Here is a 24,997-nt window from a genome sequence, read left to right on the forward strand (position 1 = left end):
CCCCCTCCAGAAGTGCCTCCGGCCGACGGCGGATCACGCCCGGTGGGCGCGGTGCCGCAAGGCCCCGCCCCCGCCAACTGGTGACCGACCGCCCTCTCGGGCCGTCCAACACCAGTCGATCCGCCGACACCGAGGACGCTAAGGAGCGAGCGCGCTCGCTGTCAACCGCGTTATGCGTCCGAGCACATGACCACGCATGACTCGGCACGTGGGGGTGCGCTTCGGCCCGTAAGCTAGATTGACCGCGGGAGGGAGGTGCGATCATGAACGATTCCGAAGCCAGGGCCGCGCGGACGCTGGCCGACAAGCTCAACCACCTCTTCCGGACGGTGGTGCCCGACGGCCGGGAGCCGTACACCACGGAGGAAGTGGCGCGTGCGATCACCGCGGGGGGTGTGTCGATCTCCGGCAGCTACATCTGGCTGCTGCGGAAGGGGCAGCGCAGCAATCCGACGCTGCGGCATGTGGAGGCGCTGGCGAAGTTCTTCGGCGTACCCCCGGCTTATTTCTTCGACGACCAGGTGACGGAGACGGTCGACGCCGATCTGGGCCTCCTGGTGGCACTGCGTGAGCCGCAGGTCCAGCGCGTGGCGCTCCGCGCGGCCGGGCTGTCGGCGGAGAGCCTCCACTCCATCAACGAAGTGATCGAGCGCGTACGCGAGTTGGAGGGTCTCCCGACCAACCGCGCCACCCCGCCCGAGAAGCAGCCCTGAACGACGGAACGATCGTGACAGTACGTCCTTGCGCCGGCGCCGAGACGGTCACCATGCCGCACGGCAAGTCCCTCGACATCCACCGCCCCGTGCCGGGAGCCGTCCGGCCGCCGGTCGTGCTGCTCTGGCACGGCGTCGGGCCCGACGAGCGGGACGTCATGCGGCCGTTGGCCGAGGCGGTCGCGCGCGAGGGGCTGCTCGTCCTCGTGCCCGACTGGCGTTCCGACGAGCCCGACGGCGGCCGGGCGCAGTTGCTGGCGTCGCTGGAGTTCGCCCGTGCGCGGGCGGCGGAGCTCGGGGGCGATCCGGAGCGGTTCGTGCTGGCGGGCTGGTCGGCCGGCGGGTCGGCCGCGGTGGGTGTCGCGCTGCGGCCCGGCATCGCATCCGGCCCGCGCCCGGCGGCCGTGGTGAGCATCGCTTCGCGTTATGACCTCCCGAACCGGACGACGGGCACGGTCCCGCTGACCGACCTGGCCGACCCGGCCGGCCTCGCGGAGACGTCCGCCGTGCCGATCACCCTGGTGCACGGCACGACGGACGCCCTGATCCCCGCCGCGCGCTCGCGGCACCTGAGGGACGCCCTGGCCGCGCGCCACTGGCCGGTGCTGCTGGAGGAGCCGGCGACGGACCACGCGGGCGTGATCATGACGGAGTACGACCCGGTGGCGGGCCGCTGCCGCCCGAGCGAGGATCCCGGCGTGCTCGCGGCCGGCCGGACGACGGCCCGGGCGATCGCCGGGGCCGCCGGGAGGGCGTAGCCCTCAGACCTCGACCCGGTCCCCCCGCTTGAGCCCCGAGCCCTCCGGGACGGCGGCCGGGTCGCTGCCCAGGTCGACGGCCCGGTTCCGGTCGTCGACGAAGACGACGCGCGGCTGGAAGGTGCGGGCCTCGGCGTCGTCCATGGTGCCGTAGGCGATGATGATGACGAGGTCGCCGGGGCTGATCAGCCGGGCCGCCGCGCCGTTGATGCCCAGGACGCCGGAGCCGCGCGGGCCCTCGATGACGTAGGTCGACAGACGGGCGCCGTTGTCGATGTCGACGATGTCGACCTTCTCGCCGGGCAGCAGATCGGCGGCTTCCATCAGATCGGCGTCGACGGTCACGGAACCCACATAGTGGAGGTCGGCCTGGGTGACGATGGCGCGGTGGATCTTCGACTTCATCATGGTGCGCTGCATGGGCATGCTCGGCTACTCCCGGAACTCGGCTCCCTGCCTGCGTTGTTGCAGGTCAAGGGCTGTGCCTTCACTTTACAACGAGCCGCGGACCCGGGCGATGAGCAGGGCGACGTCGTCCTGGTCGTTGCCCTCGCGGAGCTCGGCGAGCAGCAGGTCGCAGGTGGCCTCCAGGTCGAGCCGGTGGCGGTCGAGGAGGTCGACGAGGACCGCGAGGCGGGTGTCGATGTCCTCGTCGCGGGTCTCCACCAGCCCGTCGGTGTAGAGGACGAGCTGGTCGCCGGGGGCGAGCGCCACGCCGACGCTCTCGAAGGGGACGCCGCCCACGCCCAGCGGCGCGCCCGTGGGCAGCTCCAGCAGGACGGGCCGCAGTCCCGGCCGCATCAGGACCGGGGGCAGATGGCCGGCGTTGGCGACGCGGCAGCGCGCCTCGCGGTGGTCGTAGACGGCGTAGACACAGGTGGCGATGGTCTGGTCGAGACCACTGGCGGTGCGGTCGAGGTGGTGGAGCACCCGGCCGGGGTCGAGGCCGAGGCCGGAGAGCGTCCGGGCGGCGGTGCGCAGCTGGCCCATGGCCGCGGCGGCGTTGATGCCGCTGCCCATGACGTCCCCCACGACGAGGGCGCTGCGGGCGCCTCCCTGCGGGATGACGTCGAACCAGTCGCCGCCGACCTGGACGGCCGCTCCGGCGGGCTGGTAGCGGTAGGCGACCTCCAGGCCGATCAGGTTCTGGGGCCGCTGGGGCAGCAGGTTCCGCTGGAGGGTGAGGACGGTGGCACGTTCGCGCTGGTACCAGCGGGCGTTGTCGATGCAGACGGCCGCGCGGGCGGCGAGCTCGCCCGCGAGGACGACGTCGTCCTCGCCGAAGGGCTCGGGGTTGGTGACGCGCTTGAGGTCCAGGGCGCCGAGCACCTCGCCCCGGGCGATCAGCGGTACGGCCAGGTAGGAGTGGAGCCCGGCGCGGCGGAGGAGCCCGGCGGACGTGGCGTCGCGGGCGATCCGGCCCACGTCCGAGGGGGTCACCCGGGCCAGCAGGACGGGCCGGGCGGTGCTCACGCAATGGGCGACCAGGCGGTCGGGGGCGTACTTGGCGATCTCGCCGGGCGGGTCGGCGGCCCGTACGGCGTCGGTGACGGCGTCGCCGCCGGCCGAGGCGACGGCGAGGGCCCGGAAGACGGCGGCCCTTTCGTCCGGCGGGGTGGCGTTGCCGTGGAGGGCGGTGTCGAGGACGTCGACGGCCGCCACGTCGGCCAGGTCGGGGACGACGACCCCGGCCAGTTCCCGGGCGGTCTGGTCGAGGTCGAGGGTGGTGCCGATGAGCACGGACGCGTCGGCGAGCAGGGCCAGTCTGCGGCGGGCCTCGGTGGCCGCCCGGTGCCGGTCGGTGATGTCGACGTCCGAGGTGGCCAGCCCCATCGGCCGGCCGCCGGGGTCCTCCAGCCGGTAGCAGGAGACGAGCCGGGCCCGTTCCCCGGCGGCGGCGTCGGCGGTGGGCCCGACCGTGAAGTGGTCCACCAGGGGGACGCCGGTCGCGAGGACCCGGCGCATGGCCCGCTCCACCGCGTCGGCCTCGTCGGCGGGCAGGAAGGGCAGCGCCTCGCGCACGTGCCGGCCCACATAGGCCCGGGCGGGCAGGCCGTGGATGCGTTCCAGGGCCGGGTTGACCATGACGTACCGCAGCTCGGTGTCGAGGACGGCGAGCCCGATCGGGGACTGGGCCACCAGCCGCAGCGACAGGGCCAGGTCCCGCTCGACGTCCCGCAGGATCTCCTGGTCGGTGGCCATGCCGAGGGCGTAGACCCGGCCGTCCTTGTCTTCCAGCCGCATGTTGCGGAATTCCAGCAGCCGGGTGGTGCCGTCCTTGTGCCGGGCGGGGAAGACCCCGGCCCAGCTGCCGCCGCCGCCCATGACCTTGGCGAACAGCCGCAGGACCTCGTCGAGGTTCTCCTCGTCCACCAGGAGCTGGGCGGCGTACCGGCCCAGGGCCTCGGCGGCGGTCCAGCCGAAGAGCTCCTCGGCCTGCGGGCTCCACAGGACGATCCGGCCGTCCTGGTCGAGGACCACCGCGGCGACGCTGAGCACGTCCAGCAGGGTGCCGGGCTCGTAGGGGGTGCCCCTGGCCCGGCCCGGGTCCGGCCGGGACGCGTCGGTCGTACCCATCGGAGGTCCTCCTTCCGCCCGCTCGGGGTGGTGCGGCGGCCTCGCGCCCGGGTGTGCGCCCGGTCCGTCCTGCGGTCCTCCCTCGCCTCGCCGTCACGCCGCAGCGTCTTCCATGTTCCCCCCGAACCCGCCCACCGCCCACCGCGCGGGCCGCGGCCCCTGCCGGTCGGGCGGGAGCGCCCGGGGGTCAGCCGAGGGGCGTGGCTCCGGGCAGCGGGAGGGTGAACCAGATCGTCTTGCCGCCGCCGGAGGTGTGGTGGCCCCACTCGGTGGCCAGCTGCTCGACGAGCCAGATGCCCCGGCCGTTCTCGCTGTCCGCGCCGGCCTCACCGCACAGCGGCAGCCGGCCGCCGCCGTCGGTGACCTGCACGACCAGCTGGGCGGGGGTGCGGCTGAGGGCGAGCCGGACCTCTCCGGAGCCCTCGGGGACGTGCACGATGGCGTTCGTGACCAGCTCCGAGAGGAGCAGGACGGCGTCGTCGGCGAGCTCGTCGAGGCCCCACTCGGCCAGCAGGCCCCGGGAGAAGCGGCGGGCGGCCGCCACGGAGCGGGGCGAGGAGGGCAGGGAGACCGCGCCGGAGGGCGGCGCCGGGGGCGTCCGGCGGGCCGTCCGGAGGACCGGCGGGCTGTGCAGGCACCAGGGGACCCCGTGGCCCCATTCGCCGAGGACTCCCCGGGGGCGGGTCGTCCACTCGGCGATCGGCTCGTGGGCACGGGGGAAGGCGTCGGCCGTATGCGAGGGACTCAAGGTGTCGCGTCGGAATGCAGGCATCGGGCTCTGGGACGTTCGAGGGGGCGCGAAGGGCGCCGGACGACGGGGTCGTCCTGTGCCCCGCCACGGCCCCGGGGGGGAGCGCCGTGCGGGCCGTCTTCGCAAGGGATTCCCCCAACATTCGCCCCGTTTCCGCCACAGGTCCATACCCTTTGGGTCACCTCCTCCCCACGGAGTGCGATAACCGCAGGCCGGGAGGGGTGTCCGGGGCGTAAAGTCGATGTGAGCGAGACCACGGACCGATGCCCCCCGGGGGGCCGTGCCGGAGCCCCCGGGGCCGCCGGGGCCCGCGTGGCGCGGGCCCCGGCGGGGCGTCCCGTCAGGATCTGGCGGGGCACTCCTTCCACGCGAGGTGGTAGGTGGTGTTGATGCTGCCGTCCGTGGAGTCCATGGTCATAAAGCTGGTGGTCTTGCTGGGGTCGGAGGTGCCCGCGTTGACCCGCAGCTCGGTGTTGATGTTGAAGTTCCGCAGCTCGCCACAGGGCGCCCAGACCAGCGCGGCGATGGGCACGCTGTCGGTGGCCTGCCAGTTGTCGGCGTAGTGCCCCTTGAACGTGTGGCTGCTCGGGGTGGTGACGGGCGAGCCCTGGAAGTAGTACGAGGCCTTCTGGATGCCCGAGGCCCCGGGCTCCAGGCTCGCGTAGCCGCGGTAGTCGGCGGCGGCGATCGCGTAGGTGAAGCCCTGGGGGACGTGGACGTTCAGGTTGAGCTGGCAGTTCTTGCGGAAGTCGGTGGGCTTGGAGCCGACGCCGACCTGGGCGAGGTAGTCGCTGTAGGTGACGGTGAAGGCCGTGTTGTCGGGCGAGACCGCGACGGCGGCGGTCCCGGCCGGACAACCCGAGCCGTTGACCGTGGCGACCTCGATCACGATCTTGTCCGGCGGCGGGTTGGTGATGACGGAGGAGGCGTTGTGCGTGGACAGCGGCGCCGCGAGCAGGGTCGCGATCGCACCCGCGGTGAGAAGACCGGTGGGCATGGCGCTCCAATCGGTTGGGCGGCGGGAGTGATGACGTGACTCAAGTGCCGGACGGCCGGGAGGGCGGGCGGCGACGCGGGTCGCGACACGACCCAAACAAGCCATGCGCATGACAATCCACGCCCTCTTCCGGGGCCCGTAGGACTGGGAGCGTTCGCATCGTAGGGGGCGGGAAGGGGGTTGACCAGACTCTCCGCCCGCGCCCGGCGGCGACCCCCGCGACACGTCCGCCGGGGTGAATTCCCGGGATCTGGCCGAAAGTTGTCGTCGCCTGTGTATCGCCTGGTCACCGGGCGGGAACCGGTCCCGCCCGGTTGTCGCGGGCGGGCCTTTGCGCCAGACTGGTCTTTTAGTTAGGGCTAAAGGTGGCATGCTGCACCCAAGGAAAGCCCGGAAGACAGCTGGTGGGGGGACGACATGGCCTGGCGCAGGAGCGGTCACGAAGGCGGACACGACGCGGCGCCGGCGGGAGCCCGGCTCGCCCGGCAGACGACGGCCTCGCTGGCCGGCCTGCTGGCCGAACGGGACATGACGCGCAAGGACCTGGCCGAGCAGCTCGGCGTCTCCCCCGGCCGGGTCAGTCAGATCCTCTCGGGCGACGAGAACCTCACCCTGCGCTCGCTGGCCGCCGTCGCCGAATCCCTCGACGCCACGATCGAGATCACCTTCCGGGACGCCTCCGGCGACCGGAAGCACCACCACGACGACGCCTCCACCCGTCTGGAGACCGCCCCCGCCTCCCCCCTGGCCCGCTCACGCCGGCACTGAACGGACGGAGCGCGCTCAGCGCTGGGGAACGCCCCGGGTGTCCGCGCCCGGCGCGCCCGGCCCGCCGCCCAGGGCCTCGTCCATGTCCGAGGGGACCAGATAGCGCTCCTTGAGGGCGAGGATCTTCTCCCCGTCGCTGCGCTTGCCGTGCGCGTGCGCGAGCTCCAGCAGATGCCGCAGATACTGCTCGGCCTCCCCGAACGCCCGCTTCACCTGGCGGATCTCATCGGGCCCGGGCAGCCGGCCCTGGAGCCGGGCGGCCTTCTTGACCTTCGTCTCCACGTTGATCCACTTCTGTGCCGCCGTCCGCACCTCCTTGTGCCGCTCGTTGATCTCGCGCTTGGCCAGCGCCCGGGCCCGGCCCGTACGGCCCTGGACGTCGACCCGCAGCAGCAGGTGCGCTCTGATGTCGTCGGCGTAGTAGTCGAGGTGCCAGCAGTCCCGGAAGCCCTCGGCCATCCGCTCGCACCAGTCGGCCCGGTCCGTCCGCAGGCGCAGTGCCAGTTGGTGGAGCAGCAGGGAGTTACCGAGTGTCAGGACGGCCATGGCGGGGCCGCCGCCGTTGCGCTCGCCGCCCCGGCCCCGGGGGCTCACGCCCCAGCCGGTGGCGACGCCCACGGCCATCGGGGGCACGCTGGGGGTGAGGGGCAGCAGGACCCCGCTGGCCAGGGCGGCCATTCCGGAGGTCCACAGCACGACGCACAGCGCCAGCGCCGAGGAGCGCGCCGTCCCCAGCAGCCTGCCGTCCTCCCGGAAGCGGAAGACCAGGCACACCCAGGTGACGGGCGCGCAGACGGCGGCGGGCAGGACCCACTCGGAGATGATGGACGCCTGGTCCAGTGCCACGTCGGCTCCCGGTCGCGAACTCAAGGGGGGCGGCCGCGCCTTGGTGACACCTGCGCCGAGAAGCACGGGCGGCGCGCCGGACCGAGCGCTTGTCCCACTCGGCTCGACAGCTTTCACTCAGCGCGCACCGCGACGACCCGATGATGTTCCCACCGAGGCCATTACGGCGTGCGACGATCCGGCCAACCTCTGGGGGCGACCGAATGATTCACGCCATACCTGTCCGGCGGACGCCACCGGGCCGGGAGGCGGGGCCGGTGCCCGGCCCGGCGGCGTCCGGTCGGCGCGGGGTCAGCCGCGGACCTTGGCCACGACGGCCATGACCAGGGCGGTCAGGGAGGCGCGCAGCTCCTCGTCGACGGGCAGGCCGTCCTCGCCGAGGGCGGTGTGGGCCTTGGCCACGCACAGCTCGTCACCGACGACGTCGGCGCCGCAGGCGGTCAGCACCTTGCGCAGCTCGGCCTGGGCGAACTTGGCGCCGTAGCCGCTGGGGCTGGCACCGATGACGGCGGCGGTCTTGCCGTGGAGGGCGCTGGCCTGGTAGGGGCGGGAGGCCCAGTCGAGGGCGTTCTTCAGCTGGCCGGGCAGCGAGGAGTTGTACTCGGGGGTGGCGAACAGCAGGGCGTCGGCGGCGAGCATCGCCTCGCGCATCGCCCGCACACCGGCGCCCGGCGCGGCCTCGTCGTCCTCGTTGAAGGGCTCGACGGCGGCGAGACCGTCCCACAGCTCCAGCTTCACCTCGGCGCCCGCCAGTTCGCCGGCCGCGCGCAGGATGGCGGCGTTGACGGAGGCGGTACGGGTGCTTCCGGATATCGCGAGGACGCGGACGGTGTCGGTGGTGGTGGCGGTCATGTAAACAAGTTCTCCTGTTGTGACAAAAATGCCGCCTGGACGACGGCTTGACGTACTGAGGATCTGCCAATCAGGGAACGTAGCACCCGCACGGCCGCGTTCCGCCCCAGATGGGACATGGCCTGCTCCGGAACGGCCGCGACGACGGGGGAGGAATGCGGTGAAGTTCCATGAATGGGACGGTCCGGTGGGGGCGCCATGAGGCGGGGTGTCATGGGCCGGGGCGCCATGAGCCGGGAGGTGCTGTCCCGGCAGGCTCCGCGCCCGTATCGCACCCTGGCCTACGGCACCCACCCGGACCAGGTCGTCGATCTGTGGCCCGCGCCCCGGGACGGCGCTCCCCTGGTGCTGATCGTCCACGGCGGCTTCTGGCGGGCCGAGTACGACCGCAGGCACATCCGTCCCATGGCCAACGCCCTGGCCGCGTCGGGGTACGCGGTCGCCGCGGCCGAGTACCGGCGCACGGGGACACCCGGCGGGGGCTGGCCGGGCACCTTCGACGACATCGCGGCGGTGGCGGACGCGACGGCCGGACTCGCCGCGCGTCATGGCGCGGATCCGCGCCGGCAGATCTGGGTCGGCCACTCGGCGGGCGGCCATCTCGCGCTGTGGGCGGCGTCCCGGCACCGGCTGCCGGAGGGCTCGCCCTGGCACGCCGCGCGCACGGAGGCGGCCGTGCTCGCTCTGGCGGGCTGTGCCTCACCGACCCTGGCGGCGCTGTGGGACCTCGACGAGGGGGCGGCGCGAACGCTGCTCGGGGGGACGCCCGAGGGCGTACCGGAACGTTACGCCGCCGCCGATCCGGGGTGGCTGCTGCCCACGGGGGTGCGGGTGACGCTGGTGCACGGTACGGCGGACGAGCAGATTCCGGTGGCGATGAGCCGGACGTTCGCCTCCCGGGCCCGGCGGCTGGGGGATCCGGTGACGCTGGTCGAGCTGCCGGGGGTGGAGCACTTCGCACTGATCGACCCGCGCTCGGCCGCCTGGCCCGAGGTGCTCACCGCGCTCGCCGCGCTGGCGGACCCGGCGCGGTAGGGCCGTGCGGCCCTGACAGGGGCAGGACAGCGGCGCCCGGAGATTCGTAGGCGGCTTCGCTTTGGTCGGAGGCCATGAGGTCGGGCAGGGCCTTCATGCACGCCTTCGAGAGAGCGTCGAAGCGGCTGCCACCGTCGGCAGCCAGTCGGAGCACCATGTTCGGCGTGCGTCGAGAAACGGCTGAAGCCCGATGGGCGGCCAAGCGAATGCGCTGGTAGTCGGTGGTCGTCCATATGGGACTGCGGGTTTCAGTGACCGAAAACCCACTACTGCCGGTGATCGTGTCCGGACAGATTGTCGGTGGTGCGTGCTCTCATACGACCTGCGCGGTGACGTGCCAACGTTCGTAACTGGTGGGGGAGTTTCTTCATGGCGGTGCAGGTGAAGGCGCACGGATGGGGCGGAGTCCCCCTACAGCCCGATGGTGTCCGGTGAGCCGCCGTCCGGTACGGCGTACGGCCCGGCGGCGGGTGTCTCGCCGGTCCAGGAAGAAGGACGAGCAGGTTGGCCTGCTGGCGGCCACGGTCGTGGCGGTCGGGATGGTGGCTGCAGCTGTGCAGTGGCTGCTCGCGCACTGGTGGGTCCTCCTTCTCGCGGCCGTGGGCGCCGCTGTCGCCGGTGGCCTCTGGCTGCGGCAGGTGCGGCAGCGGGCCGAGTGGGAACGCGCCCGGACGCAGGCCCTGCGGATGCGCATCGCCGAGCTCGACGCACTGGATCACCGCGCCTTCGAGTTCGCCATACGGGACTTGATGCGGCGGGATGGTTGCCGGGCAGAGCGACTGGGGGGTGCGGGAGACAACGCCTGCGACGTGCGTGCTGTCGACCCTGCCGGTCGTGTCTGGGCGATCCAGTGCAAGCACCGGCGGGACGGAGACCGGGGCTCCGCCGTCGGTGTCGGGGTGCTGCAGCAGGTCAATGGCACCGCTCGACAGATCCACGGGGCAGACATAGCGGTCGTCCTCACCAACGGCCGCTTCACCTCCAAGGCCGTCCCCTGGGGGCAGGAACACCGAATCCACCTCGTTGATCGCCGCTTGCTCGGCGAGTGGGTGGCAGGCTCCCGTCCCCTGTGGGATCTGCTGGACCGTATCCCGCCGGCACGTCGCCCGACCGCCCTGTCCTGACTCGCGGGGCGGGATGACGGATGCGGTGGATCAGCGTGGGCGTGCCGTGAATCCAGCCACTGGACCGGCACTCTGGCCCCATCCGCTGCTGATAGGGCCACCGCGGTGCCCACTTCGGGCTATGCAGGAAGGAGGGGAAGGCAAGTGCTGGGGGGAGGGGACTCGTCGGATGACCATCAACGTGGCGCTCTTGCTGGCCATCATCATCGTCGTGCGACTGCGCCGGCGCACAGAAGCCCGGAGCCGGTTCGACGAAAAGCTCACCGTGGTCATTGTGCTGGTGTTCGGAGTACTGATCGCTCCGACCAGCTTCGGACAAGGGATACTCAACGTTGTGGGGCAGCTCGCACGGAGCATCTCGCAGAACAGCGGGTTCTGAGAGCCTCCGGACACTTTGTGATGTTTAGGCCCATTCAATCAGACCGCATGGGCCCCCGCCCGCAGACCATCCTGCGGAGCGTCCCTCTGCTGGGGTGGCAGGTGCCGAAGGGGCTATGAACGCCGGTTGTTCCCTTCGATGAAGCTGGTCACGCGCTCTGCGTAATCGTTCGGGTGGCTGATCTGGGGGATGTGCCCGGCTCCTTCGAAGGTGTGTGTCTCCGCTTGGGGCAGAGCTCGAGAGAGCCTGGCGGTGATCGTGGCGAACCACGGCGGGCTCTCCGTTCCCTTCGTCAGCAGGGCCGGTCCGGTGTAGCCGGAGAGGCGGCTGAGGTCGAGATTCGCCCACCCCGGGTCGGCCTGCTCGTCCACGAAGGTGGGGGCGTTGGTGATGAATGTTTCGCGGAGCTGTTCCGGCAGCTGGTCCCAGGCGCCGGGCCCCAGGGCGATCTCCTCCGCGAACTGGCGCGCTCCCGCGAGGGTCTCGTCCGCGCGCAGGTGGGCGAGGACGGATTCGATCTTCTCTTCGGTGGCTGCCATCAGCGGCAGCAGCTCGGCATCATCGGCCACGATTCCCATGAGTGGGGGCTCGTGGGCGATGAGGCCCCGGAAGAGCTCGGGCCGCCGGGCCGCAAGGCCGAGTGCGGTCGAGGCGCCGAAGGAGTTGCCCGCGACGTACGCCGGCGCGAACCCGAGGGTCTCGATCAGCGCGGCCAGGTCTTCCTCGTCCTCGAACCGGGATCCCTGCCCTGGCGGGCGTTCGCTCTGGCTGTGTCCCCGCCGGTCGTAGATGAGCACCCGAAACCTCAGCGCGAGGGCGTGCAGCACCGGGGCCCAGCTGTCGTGGTCGCTCCAGGAACCGTGTACGAGCACCAGCGGATCGCCATCCCCGCCCACTTCGAAGAAGAGTTCGACGCCGTTCGCTCCGACCCGTGGCATACCTGTCTCCTTACCGGCCGACGGCGGCTGCTGGAACCAGTGAGGCACCGCACCCCCGGCCGGTGCAACTGCGGTAGGCCGAACGCCGCACTTCCGGACGCCGCGTGCCCCGGAACGGATCAAGCCGCCCCGGCGGGGAGGGAAGTCGGCGACGCGGGAACGCCAGAGGGCCGGACCGCTGATGCGGTCCGGCCCTCTGGGCTGGCGGAGGATACGAGATTCGAACTCGTGAGGGGTTGCTCCCAACACGCTTTCCAAGCATGCCGCGAGCGGCCTCAGCACGGCCGTCACTCCTCCAGCGGCGGGTTCTCGGCCAGCCAGTCGAGGTAGTGCGGGCTGCGGCGCACGGCGGTGGCGTAGACGCGGTCGGCGCGGGCGGCGATGACGGGGGCGTGCGCGCTGAGCGCGCCCTGCCGGTGCCACAGCAGCAGGTGCCGGAGCCGTAGGGGGGTGCCCGTCAGGGGGCGCGGGACGATGCCCGGGGTGGCGCGGAAGGTGGCCTGCCCCAGGCCCACCGCCTGGCCGTCGGCGATGAGTTCGCGGGCCGCCCCGGCCTCGGCGTCGTGCCGGACCTTCGGGGTGAAGCCCGCGCGGGCGCAGGCGGCGGTGAAGGAGTCGAACAGGCCGTTGCCCTGACTGGCCGGAAGGGTCCACTCCGCGTCGGCCAGCTCCGCCAGCCGGAGCTCCGGCCGGGCGGCCAGGGGGTGGACCTGGGGCAGCAGGACGAAGGCCGGTTCGGTGGCAACGGTCGCCGAGCGCAGGTCGGGCGGCAGCTCGGAGGACGGCCGGACGTACTCGGCCACGGCGGCCAGGTCCTGCTGGCCGCTGACGACGAGGTCGGCGGCGGTGGCGAGGTTGGGCTCGGTGCGCAGGGTGGGCAGGGCGCCGGGGAAGAGTTCCTGGAGCTCGCGCACCAGGCCCACCGCGAGCGGGCCGGGGGTGGCCACGTACCGCAGGGGGCGGCGGCCCTCGGTGGAGCCGGTGTGCAGCGCGGACTCGCGCTGGATCGCCTCGATCGACGGCAGCACCGAACGCGCCCTGGCGAGCACGAACTCGCCCAGCGCGGTGGGCGCGGCACCGTGCCGTGACCGGGCGAACAGGGCGCCGCCCAGGACCCGTTCGATCCGCCGGATCTGGGCGGTGAGGGAGGGCTGGGAGACGCCGAGCGCGGCGGCCGCGCGGGTGATGCTGCCGGCGTCGGCTATCGCGCAGACCACCTTGAGGTGGCGCACTTCGAGATCCATAACCCGCATCCTATGGACGAATGCGATTACTTGAAAGTTTTAGTTCTTGTCAGGATGGTGACGCCGCACAGCATCGAACGGAATTCCGGGAGGACACCGATGGCCGACAGGGGCGACGTGCTCATCGCGCGCCGAGTCATGGAGCTGGTCCTGCGTCACCAACGCAAGGGACAGCACACGGGCGGCTGCGCGCGGACCCCCTGCCCGGACTGCCGGGACGCCCATCTCGCCCGCGTCACCCGCTACGTCGAGGCCGGCGAGCCGGTGCGGTTCGTGCTGCCGGCCTTCCCCGGCAAGTCCCCCAACGCCGCCAAGGTGCTCGGGACGCTGCCCGACACGGCGGAGCGGCTGGCGCTGGACTTCCTCGCCGGGCTGACCGCGCGGATCCGCGCGGTGCACGCGCCGGGGGCCGAGATCCTCATCTGCTCCGACGGCCGGGTCTTCAGCGACGCGGTCGGCATCCCGGACCCCCACATCACCGGCTACCAGCGGGAGATGCAGCGGCTGATCGACGCGCTGCCGGAGCCCAGCGGCATCGGCCTGTTCAACCTGGAGGACGTGCCCGAGTTCGCCGGGCTCGGCCACGACCGGATGCGACAGCTCCTCGCCGAGCGGTACGCCGAGCCCCTGGAGTCGCTGAAGGAGCGGGTGCGGGCGGGCGAGGAGGTCGCGCTCTACCGGGCCATGACGCGCTTCCTGTTCGAGGACGGCGACACCCCCGGCCGCACCGGCAGCAGGGCCGCCCTCCAGCGCGACGCCCGGGCCCGCGCCTACACCGTGATGCAGCGCAGCAAGGCGTGGGGCGACCTGCTCGCCGAGCGGTTCCCCGGAGCCGTGCGGCTGTCCATCCACCCGCAGTCCTGCGGCGCGGAGAAGCTCGGCATCCACCTCGTGGACACCCCGGACAACTGGCTGACGCCCTGGCACAGCGTGGCGCTGGACACCGGCGGCGGCCGGTACGTCCTGGTCAAGCGGAGCGAGGCCGAAGGGCGGGGCGCCGAGCCGGTCCTGGTGGCCGGCCGCCCGAGCCACTACGCGCTCCGCTCCCCCGTCACGGCTCCCGTCACGGCTCCCGTCACGGCCGCCGCGCCCGCCCCCGCGGCCTCCGCCGCCTGACCGGGCACCCCACCCCCCGTATCCACCGAAGGGCCCGCCATGACCAGCACCCCGGACACCACCGACCGCCTCTCCGGTCACCCCGTCACCGCGCTGGAGCCGTTCGGCGTCCGCGTCGACGCCGCCTCGCCCGGCGCCGATGTCACCGGCCTGTCCATAGCCGCACTCCGCGAACTGACCATGCGTCATCATCTGGTGCTGCTACGCGGTTTCACCGCCTTCGCCGACGCCGGGGCGCTCACCGGGTGGAGCGCCCGCTGGGGCGAGATCGGCATGTGGCCCTACGGGGCCGTGCTGGAGCTCGTCGAGCACGACGAGCCCGACGACCACATCTTCGACCACCGCTACGTACCGCTGCACTGGGACGGCATGTACCGCGAGCAGATCGCCGAGTTCCAGATCTTCCAGTGCGTCACCGCGCCGGGCGAGGGCGACGGCGGCCGGACCACGTTCTCGCAGACCGAGGCCGTGCTCCGCGACGCCGCCCCGGAGCACCGGGAGCTGTGGGAGCGGGTCACCGGCCGCTACCGCCGGGCGGTCACGGACTACGCGGGCGAGTGCGTCTCGCCCGTCGTCACCACGCGCCCCGGCGGCCGCGCGGTGATCCGCTACAACGAGCCGGTCCCGGCGGGCGAGGTCTTCCTCAACCAGCCGGACCTGGAGTTCACCGGCGTGCCCGGGGAGCTGCTGCCCGAGTTCCACCGCACGCTGCGGGCCGCCCTCCACGACCCGCGCCACCTGTACGCCCACGCCTGGCGGGACGGGGACGTGGTCGTCGCCGACAACTACACGCTGCTGCACGGCCGGGAGGCCTTCACCAGCCGCTCGCCGCGCCATCTGCGGCGCGTCCACGTGCTCGGCACCCCGCCGCTGGAGAACACGGCACTGATACGTGGGTAGGGCTCAGGCCAGCGGCAGCTCGGCCCAGATGACCTTGCCCTCGGGGGTGTAGCGGGTGCCCCAGCGCTCGGCGAGCTGGGCGACGAGGAACAGGCCCCGGCCGCCCTCGTCCTCCGCCGCCGCGTAGCGCAGGTGCGGGGCCGTGCTGCTGGTGTCGGACACCTCGCAGATGAGGACCCGCTCGCGCAGCAGCCGCACCCGGATGGGGCCGGAGGCGTGCCGGATGGCGTTGGTGATCAGCTCGCTGAGGATCAGCTCCGTGGTGAACACCGCCTCCTCCAGCCCCCACTCGCTCAGCTGCCGGGTGACGTCGGCCCGGGCGCGGCCCACCACGGCCGGGTCGGAGGGCAGCTCCCACTCGGCCGACCGCCCGGGCTCCAGGATCCGGGTGCGCGCGGCGAGCAGGGCGATGTCGTCGGTCTGCTCGGCGGGCAGCAGCGCCTCCAGGACGGCCTCGCAGGTCTGCTGGGGCGTGCGGCCCGGCCGGGCCAGGGTGTGGGCGAGGATGGTCAGGCCGGTGTCGAAGTCACGGCGGCGGTCCTCGACGAGGCCGTCGGTGTAGAGCACCAGGCTGCTGCCCTCGGTCAGGGTCAGCTCCATGGCCTCGAAGGGCATGCCTCCCACACCGAGCGGCGGGCCGGCGGGCAGCTCGGGGAAGGTGACCTCGCCGTCCGGGGTGACCACGGCCGGCAGGGGGTGGCCCGCGCGGGCCAGGCTGCAGCTGCCGGAGGTGGGGTCGTAGATGGCGTACAGGCAGGTGGCGCCCGCGATCGCGGCGCCCCCGCCCGTTTCCCCACCGGTTTCCCCACCGGCCTCCGCCGCCTCCTGGTCGATGCGGGCGACCAGCTCGTCGAGGTGGCCGAGGAGCTCGTCCGGGGGCAGGTCGAGGGCGGAGAAGTTCTGCACGGCCGTGCGCAGCCGCCCCATGGTGGCGGCGGCGTGGAGGCCGTGGCCGACCACGTCGCCCACGACGAGGGCGACCCGGGCGCCGGGCAGCGGGATGACGTCGAACCAGTCGCCGCCCACCCCGGCCTGGGCCGGCAGATAGCGGTAGGCGATGTCGAGGGCGCTCTGCTCGGGCACGCCGCGCGGCAGCAGGCTGTGCTGGAGGGTGACGGCCATGGCGTGCTCGCGGGTGAAGCGGCGGGCGTTGTCGATGCACACGGCGGCACGGGCGGCCAGCTCCTCGGCCAGGGACAGGTCCTCCTCCTCGAAGGGCTCGCTCCCCTCGGTGCGCCAGAAGTTGACGATGCCCATCAGCACGCCGCGCGCCTTCAGCGGCACGGTGATCAGCGAGTGGAAGCCGTAGTCCAGGATCTGCTGGGTGCGCATCTGGTCCTGGGTGCGCCAGCCGGTGGACGTCGAGAGGTCCGGTACGAGCACGGGGTGCCCGCTGACGAAGCCCTGGGCCTGCGGAGTGGGCGCCGCGAACCGGTGGAGCTCGCCCGCCCCGTACAGGGGGTGGTCGTCGCGGACGCCGCTGACCGCGACCCGGCGCAGCTCCGGGGCGCCGGCCGTCGAGGGGCGGGGCTCCTCGCCGTGGAGGACGGGCTCGGAGAGGTCGACGGTGGTGTAGTCGGAGAAGCGGGGGGAGGACACCTGGGTGAGTTCCTCGGCGGTGCTCCTGACGTCCAGGGTGGTGCCGACGGCCACGCTCGCGTCGTAGAGCAGCCGCAGCCGTTCGCGGGCGACCTCGGCCTTGCCGGCGAGCGCGCGCAGCTCGGTGGAGTCACGCAGCGTGGCCACGCTGCCGGGCGGGCCGCCCCCGCGGTCGGTGCGCCGGTTGTTGACGGCCAGCATCCGCTCCCCGACGGGGATCACCTCGTCGGTGGCGACCCGGCGGGAGACCAGCAGTTCCGCCATCCGGGGGTCGAGGCCCAGGTCGTCGACGGGCCTGCCCTCGGCGTCCGGGGGCAGGTCCAGCAGCCGGCGGGCCTCGTCGTTGGCCAGCATGACCCGGCCGTCGCCGCCGACGATGACCACGCCCTCGCGCACCGCGTGGAGGACCGCGTCGTGGTGCTCGTACATCCGGGTCATCTCGGCCGGGCCCAGGCCATGGGTCTGGCGCCGCAGCCGTCTGCTGGCCAGCCAGGTGCCGCCCGTGGCCAGCAGCAGCGCGATGGCACCGGCGATCAGCACCACGGGCAGCAGCCGGTCGGCGGCGCTGCTCACCCGGCTGACCTTCATCCCGGACGCGACCATGCCCACGACGTGGCCGTGGTCGGTCACCGGGACGACGACCTGGAGCTCCTCGCCCAGGGGGCCGTTGACGTCCTCGACGGTGGTGCGGCCCTGAAGCGAGGGCCCGATCGTGCCGACGAACTTCTTCCCGATCAGCCGGGGGTCCGGGTGGGAGTAGCGGATGCCCTGCCGGTTCATCACGACGATGAAGTCGACCCCGCCCTTGCGGCGGGCGTCCTCGGCCAGGGGCTGGAGCACGGCGGACGGGTCGGGGCCGCGCAGCGTGGCCACCATGCCGGGGCCGTGGGCGAACGCCTCGGCGGCGGCGAGCGAGCGGTCGCGCGCCGCCTGGAATCTGTCGCTCCGCGCCTGGAGCAGCAGGGTGACCGCCGCGGCCACGACGAGCAGCACGACGATCAGCACCTGCAGCACGAACATCTGTCCGGCGACGCTACGGGTGCTCGCCACGGCGAACCAACGGCCCGAGGGCCTCCAGGAGCGGCCCTGGCTTCGGGCCATACCCCATGTCTACCCTGCCGCCTTCCGCCGCGCGAACGGTACGCGGTCACACCGGGCGACCACCGGCCGGCCCGGAGGCGGTCCGGCGCGCCCGGGCGCGTGTCGGGACGGGCCGAGCGTCGTTGACCATATCGGGCCCAATCGCCCTCCCGCCCCGCAATCGAGACCAAGGATCCGTGATGCGCCTGATCCGCACCGCAGTGGCCGCCCTCGGGGGCCTTCTCCTCGCCGTCACGCTGCCCGGCAGCACGGCGGTCGCCGCGAACGGCCAGTTCCTCTGGCTGGGCCCGAAGGCGAAGGCCTACTCCATCCAGAACCCGCCCGACAACAAGTGCTACGACATGGGGCAGGAGGCCCGCGCCGCCCGGAACGAGACCAAGACGCCGCTCGTCGTCTACTCCAAGAAGAAGTGCAAGGGGGACGCGACCCGGCTCGCCCCGGGGCAGCAGGCGCCGCAGGGCGCCGGCTTCCAGAGCGTGATCTTCAACCCGCGCTGAGCCGGCACGGAGCACCGAGCGCGCCGCCCGGGCCGGACACCGGCCCGGGCGGCGGCCTGTCCGGGCCACGCCGGCCCCGGGCGTCCCGCTGGTCCCGCCGGTCCCGCGCCACTCCCCTGTTCCCCGCGGTGCGGCCGCCGGGTGGCGTGGATACGGGACCGCCCCGGCCGGCGGGTGCCGGTCGGGGCGGTGTGCCGGGCGTACGGCGGGACGGCGGTGGGCCGTCCGGGCCGGGTCCGGGCGTGGGTCAGGCCAGGGTCGCGACGGCCTGGTTGAAGGTCGCGGACGGGCGCATGACGGCCTCGGCCTTGGTCACGTCGGGCTGGTAGTAGCCGCCGATGTCGGCCGGCTGCCCCTGGACGGCGTTCAGCTCGTCGACGATCTTCTGCTCGTTGGCGGTGAGCGTCTCGGCGAGCGGGGCGAAGGCCTTGGCCAGGTCCGCGTCGGTGGTCTGCGCGGCCAGCTCCTGGGCCCAGTACATGGCCAGGTAGAAGTGGCTGCCGCGGTTGTCGATGCCGCCGACGCGACGGGTCGGGGACTTGTCCTCGTTGAGGAAGGTCGCCGTGGCGCGGTCGAGGGCGTCGGCGAGGACCTGGGCGCGCTGGTTGCCCGTGGTCTTCGCGAAGTGCTCCAGGGAGGGGACCAGCGCGAAGAACTCGCCGAGCGAGTCCCAGCGCAGGTAGTTCTCCTTGACCAGCTGCTGGACGTGCTTGGGGGCGGAGCCGCCCGCGCCCGTCTCGAAGAGGCCGCCGCCCGCCATCAGCGGGACGACCGACAGCATCTTGGCGCTGGTGCCCAGCTCCAGGATCGGGAACAGGTCGGTGAGGTAGTCACGGAGCACGTTGCCGGTGACGGAGATGGTGTTCTCGCCGCGGCGGATGCGCTCGACGGACAGCTTGGTCGCCTCGACCGGGGACAGGACGCGGATGTCCAGGCCCTCGGTGTCGTGCTCCGGCAGGTACTGCCGGACCTTGGCGATCAGGTTGGCGTCGTGGGCGCGGTTCTCGTCGAGCCAGAAGACGGCCGGGTCGCCGGTGGCGCGGGCGCGGGTGACGGCCAGCTTCACCCAGTCCTTGATCGGGGCGTCCTTGGTCTGGCAGGCGCGGAAGATGTCGCCGGCGGAGACGGTCTGCTCCAGGACGACGTTCCCCGCCTGGTCGACCAGGCGGACGGTGCCGGTGACCGGGATCTCGAAGGTCTTGTCGTGGCTGCCGTACTCCTCGGCCTTCTGGGCCATCAGGCCGACGTTGGGCACGGTGCCCATCGTGGCCGGGTCGAAGGCGCCGTGGGCGCGGCAGTCGTCGACGACGACCTGGTAGACGCCCGCGTAGCTGCTGTCGGGCAGCACGGCGAGGGTGTCGGCCTCCTGGCCGTCCGGGCCCCACATGTGGCCGGAGGTGCGGATCATGGCCGGCATGGAGGCGTCGACGATGACGTCGCTGGGGACGTGGAGGTTGGTGATGCCGCGGTCGGAGTCGACCATCGCCAGGGCCGGGCCCTCGGCGAGCTCGGCCTCGAAGGACGCCTTGATCGCGTCGCCCTCGGGCAGCGCCTCCAGGCCCTTGAAGATGCCGCCGAGGCCGTCGTTCGGGGTCAGGCCGGCCGCGGCCAGGGTGCCGCCGTGCGCCGCGAAGGTCTTCGGGAAGAAGGCGCGGACCACGTGACCGAAGATGATCGGGTCGGAGACCTTCATCATCGTGGCCTTCAGGTGCACCGAGAACAGCACGCCCTCGGCCTTGGCACGGGCGACCTGCGCGGTGAGGAACTCGCGCAGCGCCGCGACGCGCATGACGGAGGCGTCGACGACCTCGCCGGCGAGCACCGGCACGGACTCGCGCAGGACGGTGGTGGAGCCGTCGTCACCGGCCAGCTCGATGCGCAGCGCGCCGTCCTCGGCGATGACCGCGGACTTCTCGGTGGAGCAGAAGTCGTCGGCGCCCATGGTGGCGACGTTCGTCTTCGACTCGGAGGTCCAGGCGCCCATGCGGTGCGGGTGGGTCTTGGCGTAGTTCTTCACCGAGGCGGGGGCGCGCCGGTCGGAGTTGCCCTCGCGCAGGACCGGGTTGACGGCGCTGCCCTTGACCTTGTCGTAGCGGGCGCGGATGTCGCGCTCCTCGTCGGTCTTCGGGTCGTCCGGGTAGTCCGGCAGCGCGTAGCCCTGCGCCTGGAGCTCCGCGACGGCGGCCTTCAGCTGCGGGATCGAGGCCGAGATGTTCGGCAGCTTGATGATGTTGGCACCGGGCGTCTTGGCCAGCTCGCCGAGCTCGGCGAGGGCGTCGGCGACGCGCTGGCCCTCCTCGAGGTACTCGGGGAAGCCGGCGATGATCCGGCCCGCCAGGGAGATGTCACGGGTCTCCACAGTGACCCTGGCCTGCGAGGCGTAGGCCTTGACCACGGGCAGGAAGGAATGCGTCGCCAGGGCCGGCGCCTCGTCGGTGTGGGTATAGATGATGGTCGAGTCAGTCACCGGGTGCTCCGCTCCACGTCTATAACATTGCTTGACATCAAGATATCTCGTACCGGGCGTCTCTTCGACAGGACCCCGCCCCGGGGCCTTTCGGGGGCACCGGGGCCGGACGGAAGACCGGACGAAAGAGGGGATCCGCCCGCCGTGGACGTGCTGGAGGAGCACCGGGCCCTGCTGGAGCGGCTGCTGCCGGGCGAGCGGGCCGGGGAGCTGGTCGTCCACCGGGGACAGTTCCACCAGGTGGTGATCGGCGGCACGCGCGTGGTGTGCTTCGCCCGCACCGGCGCGGCGGCGGCCCGGCTGCCCCGGCGGGCCGCCGTGCTGCGCGCCCTCGCCACCGTCGACCTGGGCTTCCGCACCCCGGAGCCGCTGGAGGAGGGCCCGGCCCATCTGGTGCTCGGCCGGATCCCCGGGGCCCCGCTGGGGGAGGACGCCCTCGCCGCACCCGGCGCCCTCGACGCCGTCGCCGAGCAGTACGCCGCCCTGCTCGCCGGGCTCGCCGCGGCGGGTGCCGACGAGAAGGTCCGCGCGGCGCTGCCGGGGGCGCCGGAGGGCGGGTGGCGCGCGTTCGCGGACGGGGTGCGGGCCGAGCTCTTCCCGCTGATGTCCGCGACCGGGCGGGAGCGGGCCGGGCGCGAGCTGGCGGCCCTCGACGCGCTCCCCCACCTGACCACGGCCGTGGTCCACGGCGACCTCGGCCGCGAGAACGTCCTGTGGGACACGTCCGGCGGGCTGCCGAGGCTGAGCGGAGTGGTCGACTGGGACGAGGTCTCCCTCGGCGACCCCGCCGAGGACCTCGCGGCCATCGGCGCCGGCCACGGCGAGGAGCTGCTGCGGCGGGTCATCGGGCTGCGCGGGCCGGACGAGGGCGTCGGCGGGCGCGTCGCCGCGATCCGCGGCACCTTCGCCCTCCAGCAGGCCCTGTACGCACGCCGCGACGGCGACGAGGAGGAGCTGGCGGACGGCCTGGCCGGCTACCGCTGAGCCCGGGCCGGAACGCGGCGTACCGCAGGGGCGGCACCGATGCCCACCCCGGCGGTACGCGGCGCGGGGAGGTCAGGCCCGGTCGCGGGCCTGCCGACGGCGCGCGGTCAGGACGATGGCGGTGCCGCCGGCCGCCAGGGCGCCGGCTCCGGCGAGGGCCATCACGGCGGTGCGGTCGTCGCCGCCCGTCTCGGCGAGCTGCCCGCCCTGGGCGGCGGGGGCGTTTGCGGCCTTCACGGCGGCGGGCGCCGCGGCGACGGTGTGCGGGGCCGGGGCGGCTGCCGCGTGCCCGGCTTCACCGCCGTGCCCGCCCGCGCCGCCCTCGCCGCCCTGCCCGCCGTGTCCGCCGTGGGAGACCGTCGACTTGTGGGCCTCGGCGGCGATCTGCTGCTCGCCGGGGGCGGCGGCGAGCGGGGCCTTCGCGTCCGGGGAACGGCCGAAGTCCACGTCGGAGCAGGTGTAGAACGCCTCGGGGCTGTCCGAGCGCTGCCAGACGCTGTAGATCAGATGCCGGCCCGACCGCTTCGGCAGCTTCCCGTCGAAGACGTAACTTCCGTTCCGCAGCGTGGGGTCGGTGACCTTGGCGAACGGCTTCGCCTCCAGGTCCGACCACTTCAGCGGCTTCTTCGGGTCGTACCCGTCCTTCGTGATGTACAGCTCGAACGTGCCCCGGTGCGGGGCGGTCGCCCGGTAGCGGAACGTGTGGGCGCCGGGGCTCAGCCGCGTCCCGGGCCAGTCCGCGCGCGGCAGGTCCAGCCCCCGGTACTTGGCGCGCCCGGCGCTGCACAGCTTGCCGTCCGGGATGATCTGCCGGTGCCGGCCGGCGGCGGTGCCGATGTTGACCTCGTTCCAGTCGTACAGCGGCTGGGTGCCGCCGGCCGCCACCAGCGCCTTGCACGCGGCCGAGCGCGGGTGCTCGGGCCCTTCCGCGAAACAGGCCGCCACCCGGCTCACCGGGTCCGACATCGAACCGTGCGCGTCGGCCGGGCCGGTGGCCAGGGCCGAGAGCGCGAGCGGCCCGGCAGCGAGCACACCGACCCGGGCGGCGCGGCGCGCGGTCGTACGACGAACATCCATGGGGGGTCTCCTTCGTGAAGCGGAACGCCCCGCACGCTAGCCCCGCCGGCCCGCGTGAACGCCCGTCGAAAGCGCTACCGGCCAGTCCTTATGCCTCTCTTAAGACGGCCCTGAGGCGGCGCTCAGACCGGGTGTCCCGCGCCGGGACGCGCCCCGGCCCCGCCGTCGGCGGCGGGCTCCCCGGCGCGGGCGGCCGCCGGCCAGGGCGAGCCACACGCGCACCTCCGTTCCGCCGAGTACCGACCGGCCGATGCGGATGTCCCCGCCGGTCGACTCGGCGACGCGGCGGACGATGTCCAGGCCCAGGCCGGTGGAGCCGGGGCCGCCGGCGCCGTGGCCCCGGCGGAGGGCGGCGCCGGGGTCGGCGATGCCCGGGCCGGCGTCGGAGACGAGCACGATCACGGCGTCCTCGCCGTGGTGGACGTCGACCGCGAAGGCGGTGCCCTCGGGGGTGTGCCGGAAGACGTTGCCGAGCAACGCGTCGAGCGCGGCGACGAGTTCGGGGCGGGGCACCGGGACCCTGGCCGGCGCGGCGGCGCCGGCGAGCCGTGCCGTGCGGCCCTCGTCCTCGGCGAGGGCGGACCAGAAGGCCATCCGGTCGCGGATCACCTCGCAGGCGTCGCAGCCGGGCGCGGGCCGCGCCTGCCGCTCGCCCCGCTCCCGTGCCGTACGGATCAGCTGGTCGACCTCGCGCTCCAGCTGGGCGACGGCGGAGCGGGTCTGCTCGGCGGCCGGGCCGTCGCCGAGCGAGGCGGCGTTGAGGCGGAGGACGGTGAGCGGGGTGCGCAGCCGGTGGGAGAGGTCGGCGGCCAGCTCCCGTTCGCCCTCCAGGAGCCGTACGATCTTGTCGGCCATGGCGTTGAACGACGCTGCCGCCGCGCGCAGTTCGGCGGGCCCCTCCTCGCGCACCCGCACCTCCAGCCGCCCCTCCCCGAGCGCGCCGGCGGCCTCGGCGAGCCGCACGGCCGGGCGTACCAGGCGCGTGCCGAGGCGGTCGGTGACGGCGACCGCGCCGACGACCAGGCCGAGGCCCGTCCCGGCGAGGACCAGCCAGGAGGCGGTGACGCCGGCGCCCACCGCCTCGTGCGGCACGTAGACCTCGACCACCGCGAACCCGCCCGTCGCGAGGGCCGTCGGCTGGAGCAGCACATAGCCGCCGGGCACGGGGGCGACGGCGGATCGGCCGCCGCGGGCCGTCTCCACATCGCGCGGGGCGGCACGGACGCGGCCGATGCGGTACGCCTCATGGGCGCCGGTGCCGCCGGTGCCGGCCGGCACATGGACGGCCAGCCGCCCCTCGCCCCCGGCCCGCGAGCCGGCGACCGCCCGTTCCAGCCGGTCGCGGTCGGCGGTGACGGCGAGCGCGGGCCGGATCCGGGCGGCGCGGCGCTCGGCGTCGGCGAACGCCCGGTCGCGGGCCAGCTCCCTGACCACCAGCCCGAGCGGCACGGCGAAGGCGAGCACCACCATCACGGTGACGGCGAGCGAGACCCTGATCAGCGCCCATCTCACGCGTGCTCCACGGCCGTCGGCGGCGCCTCCAGCTTCACACCGACCCCGCGGACGGTGCGCAGGTAGCGCGGCCGGGCGGCGGTCTCGCCCAGCTTGCGGCGCAGCCAGGACAGGTGGACGTCTATGGTCTGGTCGTCGCCGTAGGACTGCTGCCACACCTCGGCGAGGAGTTCCTTGCGGGGGACGACGACGCCCGGCCGGCCGGCGAGGTAGGCCAGCAGGTCGAACTCGCGCCGGGTCAGGTCGAGCGCGTCGCCGCCGAGTTCGGCGTGGCGCCGTAACGGGTCGACCGTCAGAGCGCCCACCCGCAGCACCCTCGGCGGCTCGGGCTCGCCCGCCCCGCCGCCCCCGCCCGCCCGGCGCAGCACGGCGGCCACGCGGGCCGTCAAGTGGGCGCCGGAGAAGGGTTTGACGAGATAGTCGTCGGCGCCGTCGGTGAGCAGGCGGACGATCTCGGCTTCGTCGTCCCGCGCGGTGGCCACGATGACCGGCACGTCGGTGATGCCGCGCAGCATCTTCAGCGCCTGCGCCCCGTCGAGGTCCGGCAGCCCGAGGTCGAGGACGACCGCGTCGAAGCCGACCTGTGCCACCTCCCGCAGTGCTTCGAGAGCCGTGCCCACGCTGCGCACGGTGTGCGCGGCCTCGGTCAGCTGGCGGATGAGCGCGGAGCGCACGAACGGATCGTCCTCGACGACGAGCAGTCTTGCCATGGGCCGCACCGTACGCCATACGGGTGAGGCCCATGAGCCGGATGAGACGGGT

The 24,997-nt window shown here is 73.5% G+C and carries 23 protein-coding genes and 1 tRNA gene; 10 read left to right on the plus strand and 14 right to left on the minus strand.

The window, feature by feature from the left end:
* Positions 1 to 263: 263 nt before the first annotated feature.
* Both ACFYZR_RS17300 and ACFYZR_RS17305 read left to right on the plus strand, forming a co-directional pair.
* Positions 264 to 713: a helix-turn-helix domain-containing protein gene (locus tag ACFYZR_RS17300; RefSeq protein WP_391910980.1), complete on the plus strand. Its 450-nt coding sequence runs from the start codon at positions 264 to 266 to the stop codon at positions 711 to 713.
* Positions 714 to 727: 14 nt separating this feature from the next.
* Complete coding sequence (locus ACFYZR_RS17305; protein WP_391910982.1) at positions 728 to 1,471, plus strand: alpha/beta hydrolase; 744 nt, start codon at positions 728 to 730, stop codon at positions 1,469 to 1,471.
* A 3-nt stretch (positions 1,472 to 1,474) separates the two neighbouring features.
* On the opposite strand, the gene panD is transcribed toward ACFYZR_RS17305, so the two are convergent.
* From panD to ACFYZR_RS17325, 4 genes are all read right to left on the minus strand, one after another.
* Entirely contained in the window at positions 1,475 to 1,891 is a 417-nt protein-coding gene (panD, locus tag ACFYZR_RS17310; protein WP_391911339.1) for an aspartate 1-decarboxylase, read from the minus strand.
* A 72-nt stretch (positions 1,892 to 1,963) separates the two neighbouring features.
* Positions 1,964 to 4,048 (minus strand): SpoIIE family protein phosphatase, encoded by a 2,085-nt coding sequence (locus ACFYZR_RS17315; protein WP_391910984.1) that lies wholly within the window; start codon positions 4,046 to 4,048, stop codon positions 1,964 to 1,966.
* Between the two features lie 187 nt (positions 4,049 to 4,235).
* The gene (locus ACFYZR_RS17320; protein WP_391910986.1) at positions 4,236 to 4,796 is read right to left on the minus strand and encodes an ATP-binding protein; all 561 of its coding nucleotides are present in this window, start codon (positions 4,794 to 4,796) and stop codon (positions 4,236 to 4,238) included.
* 343 nt (positions 4,797 to 5,139) lie between these two features.
* Positions 5,140 to 5,796, minus strand: a complete 657-nt coding sequence (locus ACFYZR_RS17325; RefSeq protein WP_391910988.1) for a DUF4360 domain-containing protein — start codon at positions 5,794 to 5,796, stop codon at positions 5,140 to 5,142.
* A 417-nt stretch (positions 5,797 to 6,213) separates the two neighbouring features.
* On the opposite strand from ACFYZR_RS17325, the gene ACFYZR_RS17330 reads away from it, so the two are divergent.
* Complete coding sequence (locus ACFYZR_RS17330; RefSeq protein WP_391910990.1) at positions 6,214 to 6,564, plus strand: helix-turn-helix transcriptional regulator; 351 nt, start codon at positions 6,214 to 6,216, stop codon at positions 6,562 to 6,564.
* A 15-nt stretch (positions 6,565 to 6,579) separates the two neighbouring features.
* On the opposite strand, the gene ACFYZR_RS17335 is transcribed toward ACFYZR_RS17330, so the two are convergent.
* Both ACFYZR_RS17335 and ACFYZR_RS17340 read right to left on the minus strand, forming a co-directional pair.
* Positions 6,580 to 7,410: a hypothetical protein gene (locus ACFYZR_RS17335; protein ID WP_391910991.1), complete on the minus strand. Its 831-nt coding sequence runs from the start codon at positions 7,408 to 7,410 to the stop codon at positions 6,580 to 6,582.
* A 291-nt stretch (positions 7,411 to 7,701) separates the two neighbouring features.
* On the minus strand, positions 7,702 to 8,262 hold the full coding sequence (locus ACFYZR_RS17340; RefSeq protein WP_311609539.1) for an NAD(P)H-dependent oxidoreductase: 561 nt from the start codon (positions 8,260 to 8,262) through the stop codon (positions 7,702 to 7,704).
* A gap of 198 nt (positions 8,263 to 8,460) precedes the next feature.
* Between ACFYZR_RS17340 and ACFYZR_RS17345 the strand changes: the two genes are divergently transcribed.
* The 3 genes from ACFYZR_RS17345 (at position 8,461) to ACFYZR_RS17355 (ending at position 10,800) form a co-directional block, all read left to right on the plus strand.
* Positions 8,461 to 9,297, plus strand: a complete 837-nt coding sequence (locus ACFYZR_RS17345; RefSeq protein WP_391910993.1) for an alpha/beta hydrolase family protein — start codon at positions 8,461 to 8,463, stop codon at positions 9,295 to 9,297.
* A gap of 539 nt (positions 9,298 to 9,836) precedes the next feature.
* Complete coding sequence (locus tag ACFYZR_RS17350; RefSeq protein WP_391910995.1) at positions 9,837 to 10,421, plus strand: restriction endonuclease; 585 nt, start codon at positions 9,837 to 9,839, stop codon at positions 10,419 to 10,421.
* 169 nt (positions 10,422 to 10,590) lie between these two features.
* Complete coding sequence (locus ACFYZR_RS17355; protein ID WP_190063843.1) at positions 10,591 to 10,800, plus strand: hypothetical protein; 210 nt, start codon at positions 10,591 to 10,593, stop codon at positions 10,798 to 10,800.
* 113 nt (positions 10,801 to 10,913) lie between these two features.
* On the opposite strand, the gene ACFYZR_RS17360 is transcribed toward ACFYZR_RS17355, so the two are convergent.
* The 3 genes from ACFYZR_RS17360 to ACFYZR_RS17370 all read right to left on the minus strand — a co-directional run bounded on the left by ACFYZR_RS17360 (position 10,914) and on the right by ACFYZR_RS17370 (position 12,982).
* Positions 10,914 to 11,738, minus strand: coding sequence for an alpha/beta fold hydrolase (locus ACFYZR_RS17360; RefSeq protein ID WP_391910998.1), 825 nt, complete (start codon positions 11,736 to 11,738; stop codon positions 10,914 to 10,916).
* A gap of 202 nt (positions 11,739 to 11,940) precedes the next feature.
* A tRNA-Ser gene (locus ACFYZR_RS17365) sits at positions 11,941 to 12,035 on the minus strand.
* Positions 12,026 to 12,982 carry a LysR family transcriptional regulator gene (locus ACFYZR_RS17370; RefSeq protein WP_391911000.1) on the minus strand — a complete coding sequence of 319 codons (957 nt, stop codon included), beginning with the start codon at positions 12,980 to 12,982 and terminating at the stop codon, positions 12,026 to 12,028. Before ACFYZR_RS17370 ends, ACFYZR_RS17365 begins: the two co-directional genes overlap by 10 nt.
* A 99-nt stretch (positions 12,983 to 13,081) precedes the next feature.
* Here ACFYZR_RS17370 and ACFYZR_RS17375 point away from each other — a divergent pair, with 99 nt between their 5' ends.
* Positions 13,082 to 14,098 (plus strand): L-tyrosine/L-tryptophan isonitrile synthase family protein, encoded by a 1,017-nt coding sequence (locus ACFYZR_RS17375; RefSeq protein ID WP_391911003.1) that lies wholly within the window; start codon positions 13,082 to 13,084, stop codon positions 14,096 to 14,098.
* A gap of 39 nt (positions 14,099 to 14,137) precedes the next feature.
* Complete coding sequence (locus ACFYZR_RS17380) at positions 14,138 to 14,998, plus strand: TauD/TfdA dioxygenase family protein (RefSeq protein WP_391911005.1); 861 nt, start codon at positions 14,138 to 14,140, stop codon at positions 14,996 to 14,998.
* A 3-nt stretch (positions 14,999 to 15,001) separates the two neighbouring features.
* Here ACFYZR_RS17380 and ACFYZR_RS17385 read toward each other — a convergent pair whose 3' ends face one another.
* Positions 15,002 to 17,698, minus strand: coding sequence for a SpoIIE family protein phosphatase (locus ACFYZR_RS17385; RefSeq protein WP_391911007.1), 2,697 nt, complete (start codon positions 17,696 to 17,698; stop codon positions 15,002 to 15,004).
* A gap of 179 nt (positions 17,699 to 17,877) precedes the next feature.
* Between ACFYZR_RS17385 and ACFYZR_RS17390 the strand changes: the two genes are divergently transcribed.
* A complete protein-coding gene (locus ACFYZR_RS17390; protein WP_391911009.1) occupies positions 17,878 to 18,195 on the plus strand; it encodes a hypothetical protein in 318 nt (105 codons plus the stop codon).
* 247 nt (positions 18,196 to 18,442) lie between these two features.
* On the opposite strand, the gene ACFYZR_RS17395 is transcribed toward ACFYZR_RS17390, so the two are convergent.
* Complete coding sequence (locus ACFYZR_RS17395) at positions 18,443 to 20,662, minus strand: NADP-dependent isocitrate dehydrogenase (protein ID WP_391911011.1); 2,220 nt, start codon at positions 20,660 to 20,662, stop codon at positions 18,443 to 18,445.
* 144 nt (positions 20,663 to 20,806) lie between these two features.
* On the opposite strand from ACFYZR_RS17395, the gene vph reads away from it, so the two are divergent.
* The gene (gene vph / locus ACFYZR_RS17400) at positions 20,807 to 21,646 is read left to right on the plus strand and encodes a viomycin phosphotransferase (protein WP_391911013.1); all 840 of its coding nucleotides are present in this window, start codon (positions 20,807 to 20,809) and stop codon (positions 21,644 to 21,646) included.
* A 72-nt stretch (positions 21,647 to 21,718) separates the two neighbouring features.
* On the opposite strand, the gene ACFYZR_RS17405 is transcribed toward vph, so the two are convergent.
* The 3 genes from ACFYZR_RS17405 to ACFYZR_RS17415 form a co-directional block, all read right to left on the minus strand.
* On the minus strand, positions 21,719 to 22,723 hold the full coding sequence (locus ACFYZR_RS17405; protein WP_391911015.1) for a lytic polysaccharide monooxygenase: 1,005 nt from the start codon (positions 22,721 to 22,723) through the stop codon (positions 21,719 to 21,721).
* A 99-nt stretch (positions 22,724 to 22,822) separates the two neighbouring features.
* A complete protein-coding gene (locus tag ACFYZR_RS17410; protein WP_391911017.1) occupies positions 22,823 to 24,235 on the minus strand; it encodes a sensor histidine kinase in 1,413 nt (470 codons plus the stop codon).
* Positions 24,232 to 24,945, minus strand: a complete 714-nt coding sequence (locus tag ACFYZR_RS17415; RefSeq protein WP_391911019.1) for a response regulator transcription factor — start codon at positions 24,943 to 24,945, stop codon at positions 24,232 to 24,234. The genes ACFYZR_RS17410 and ACFYZR_RS17415 overlap by 4 nt, the downstream gene beginning before the upstream one ends.
* Positions 24,946 to 24,997 lie beyond the last annotated feature (52 nt).

Origin of the sequence: Streptomyces sp. NPDC001678 (assembly GCF_042892945.1) — a bacterium.
Taxonomy (GTDB): Bacteria; Actinomycetota; Actinomycetes; order Streptomycetales; family Streptomycetaceae; genus Streptomyces.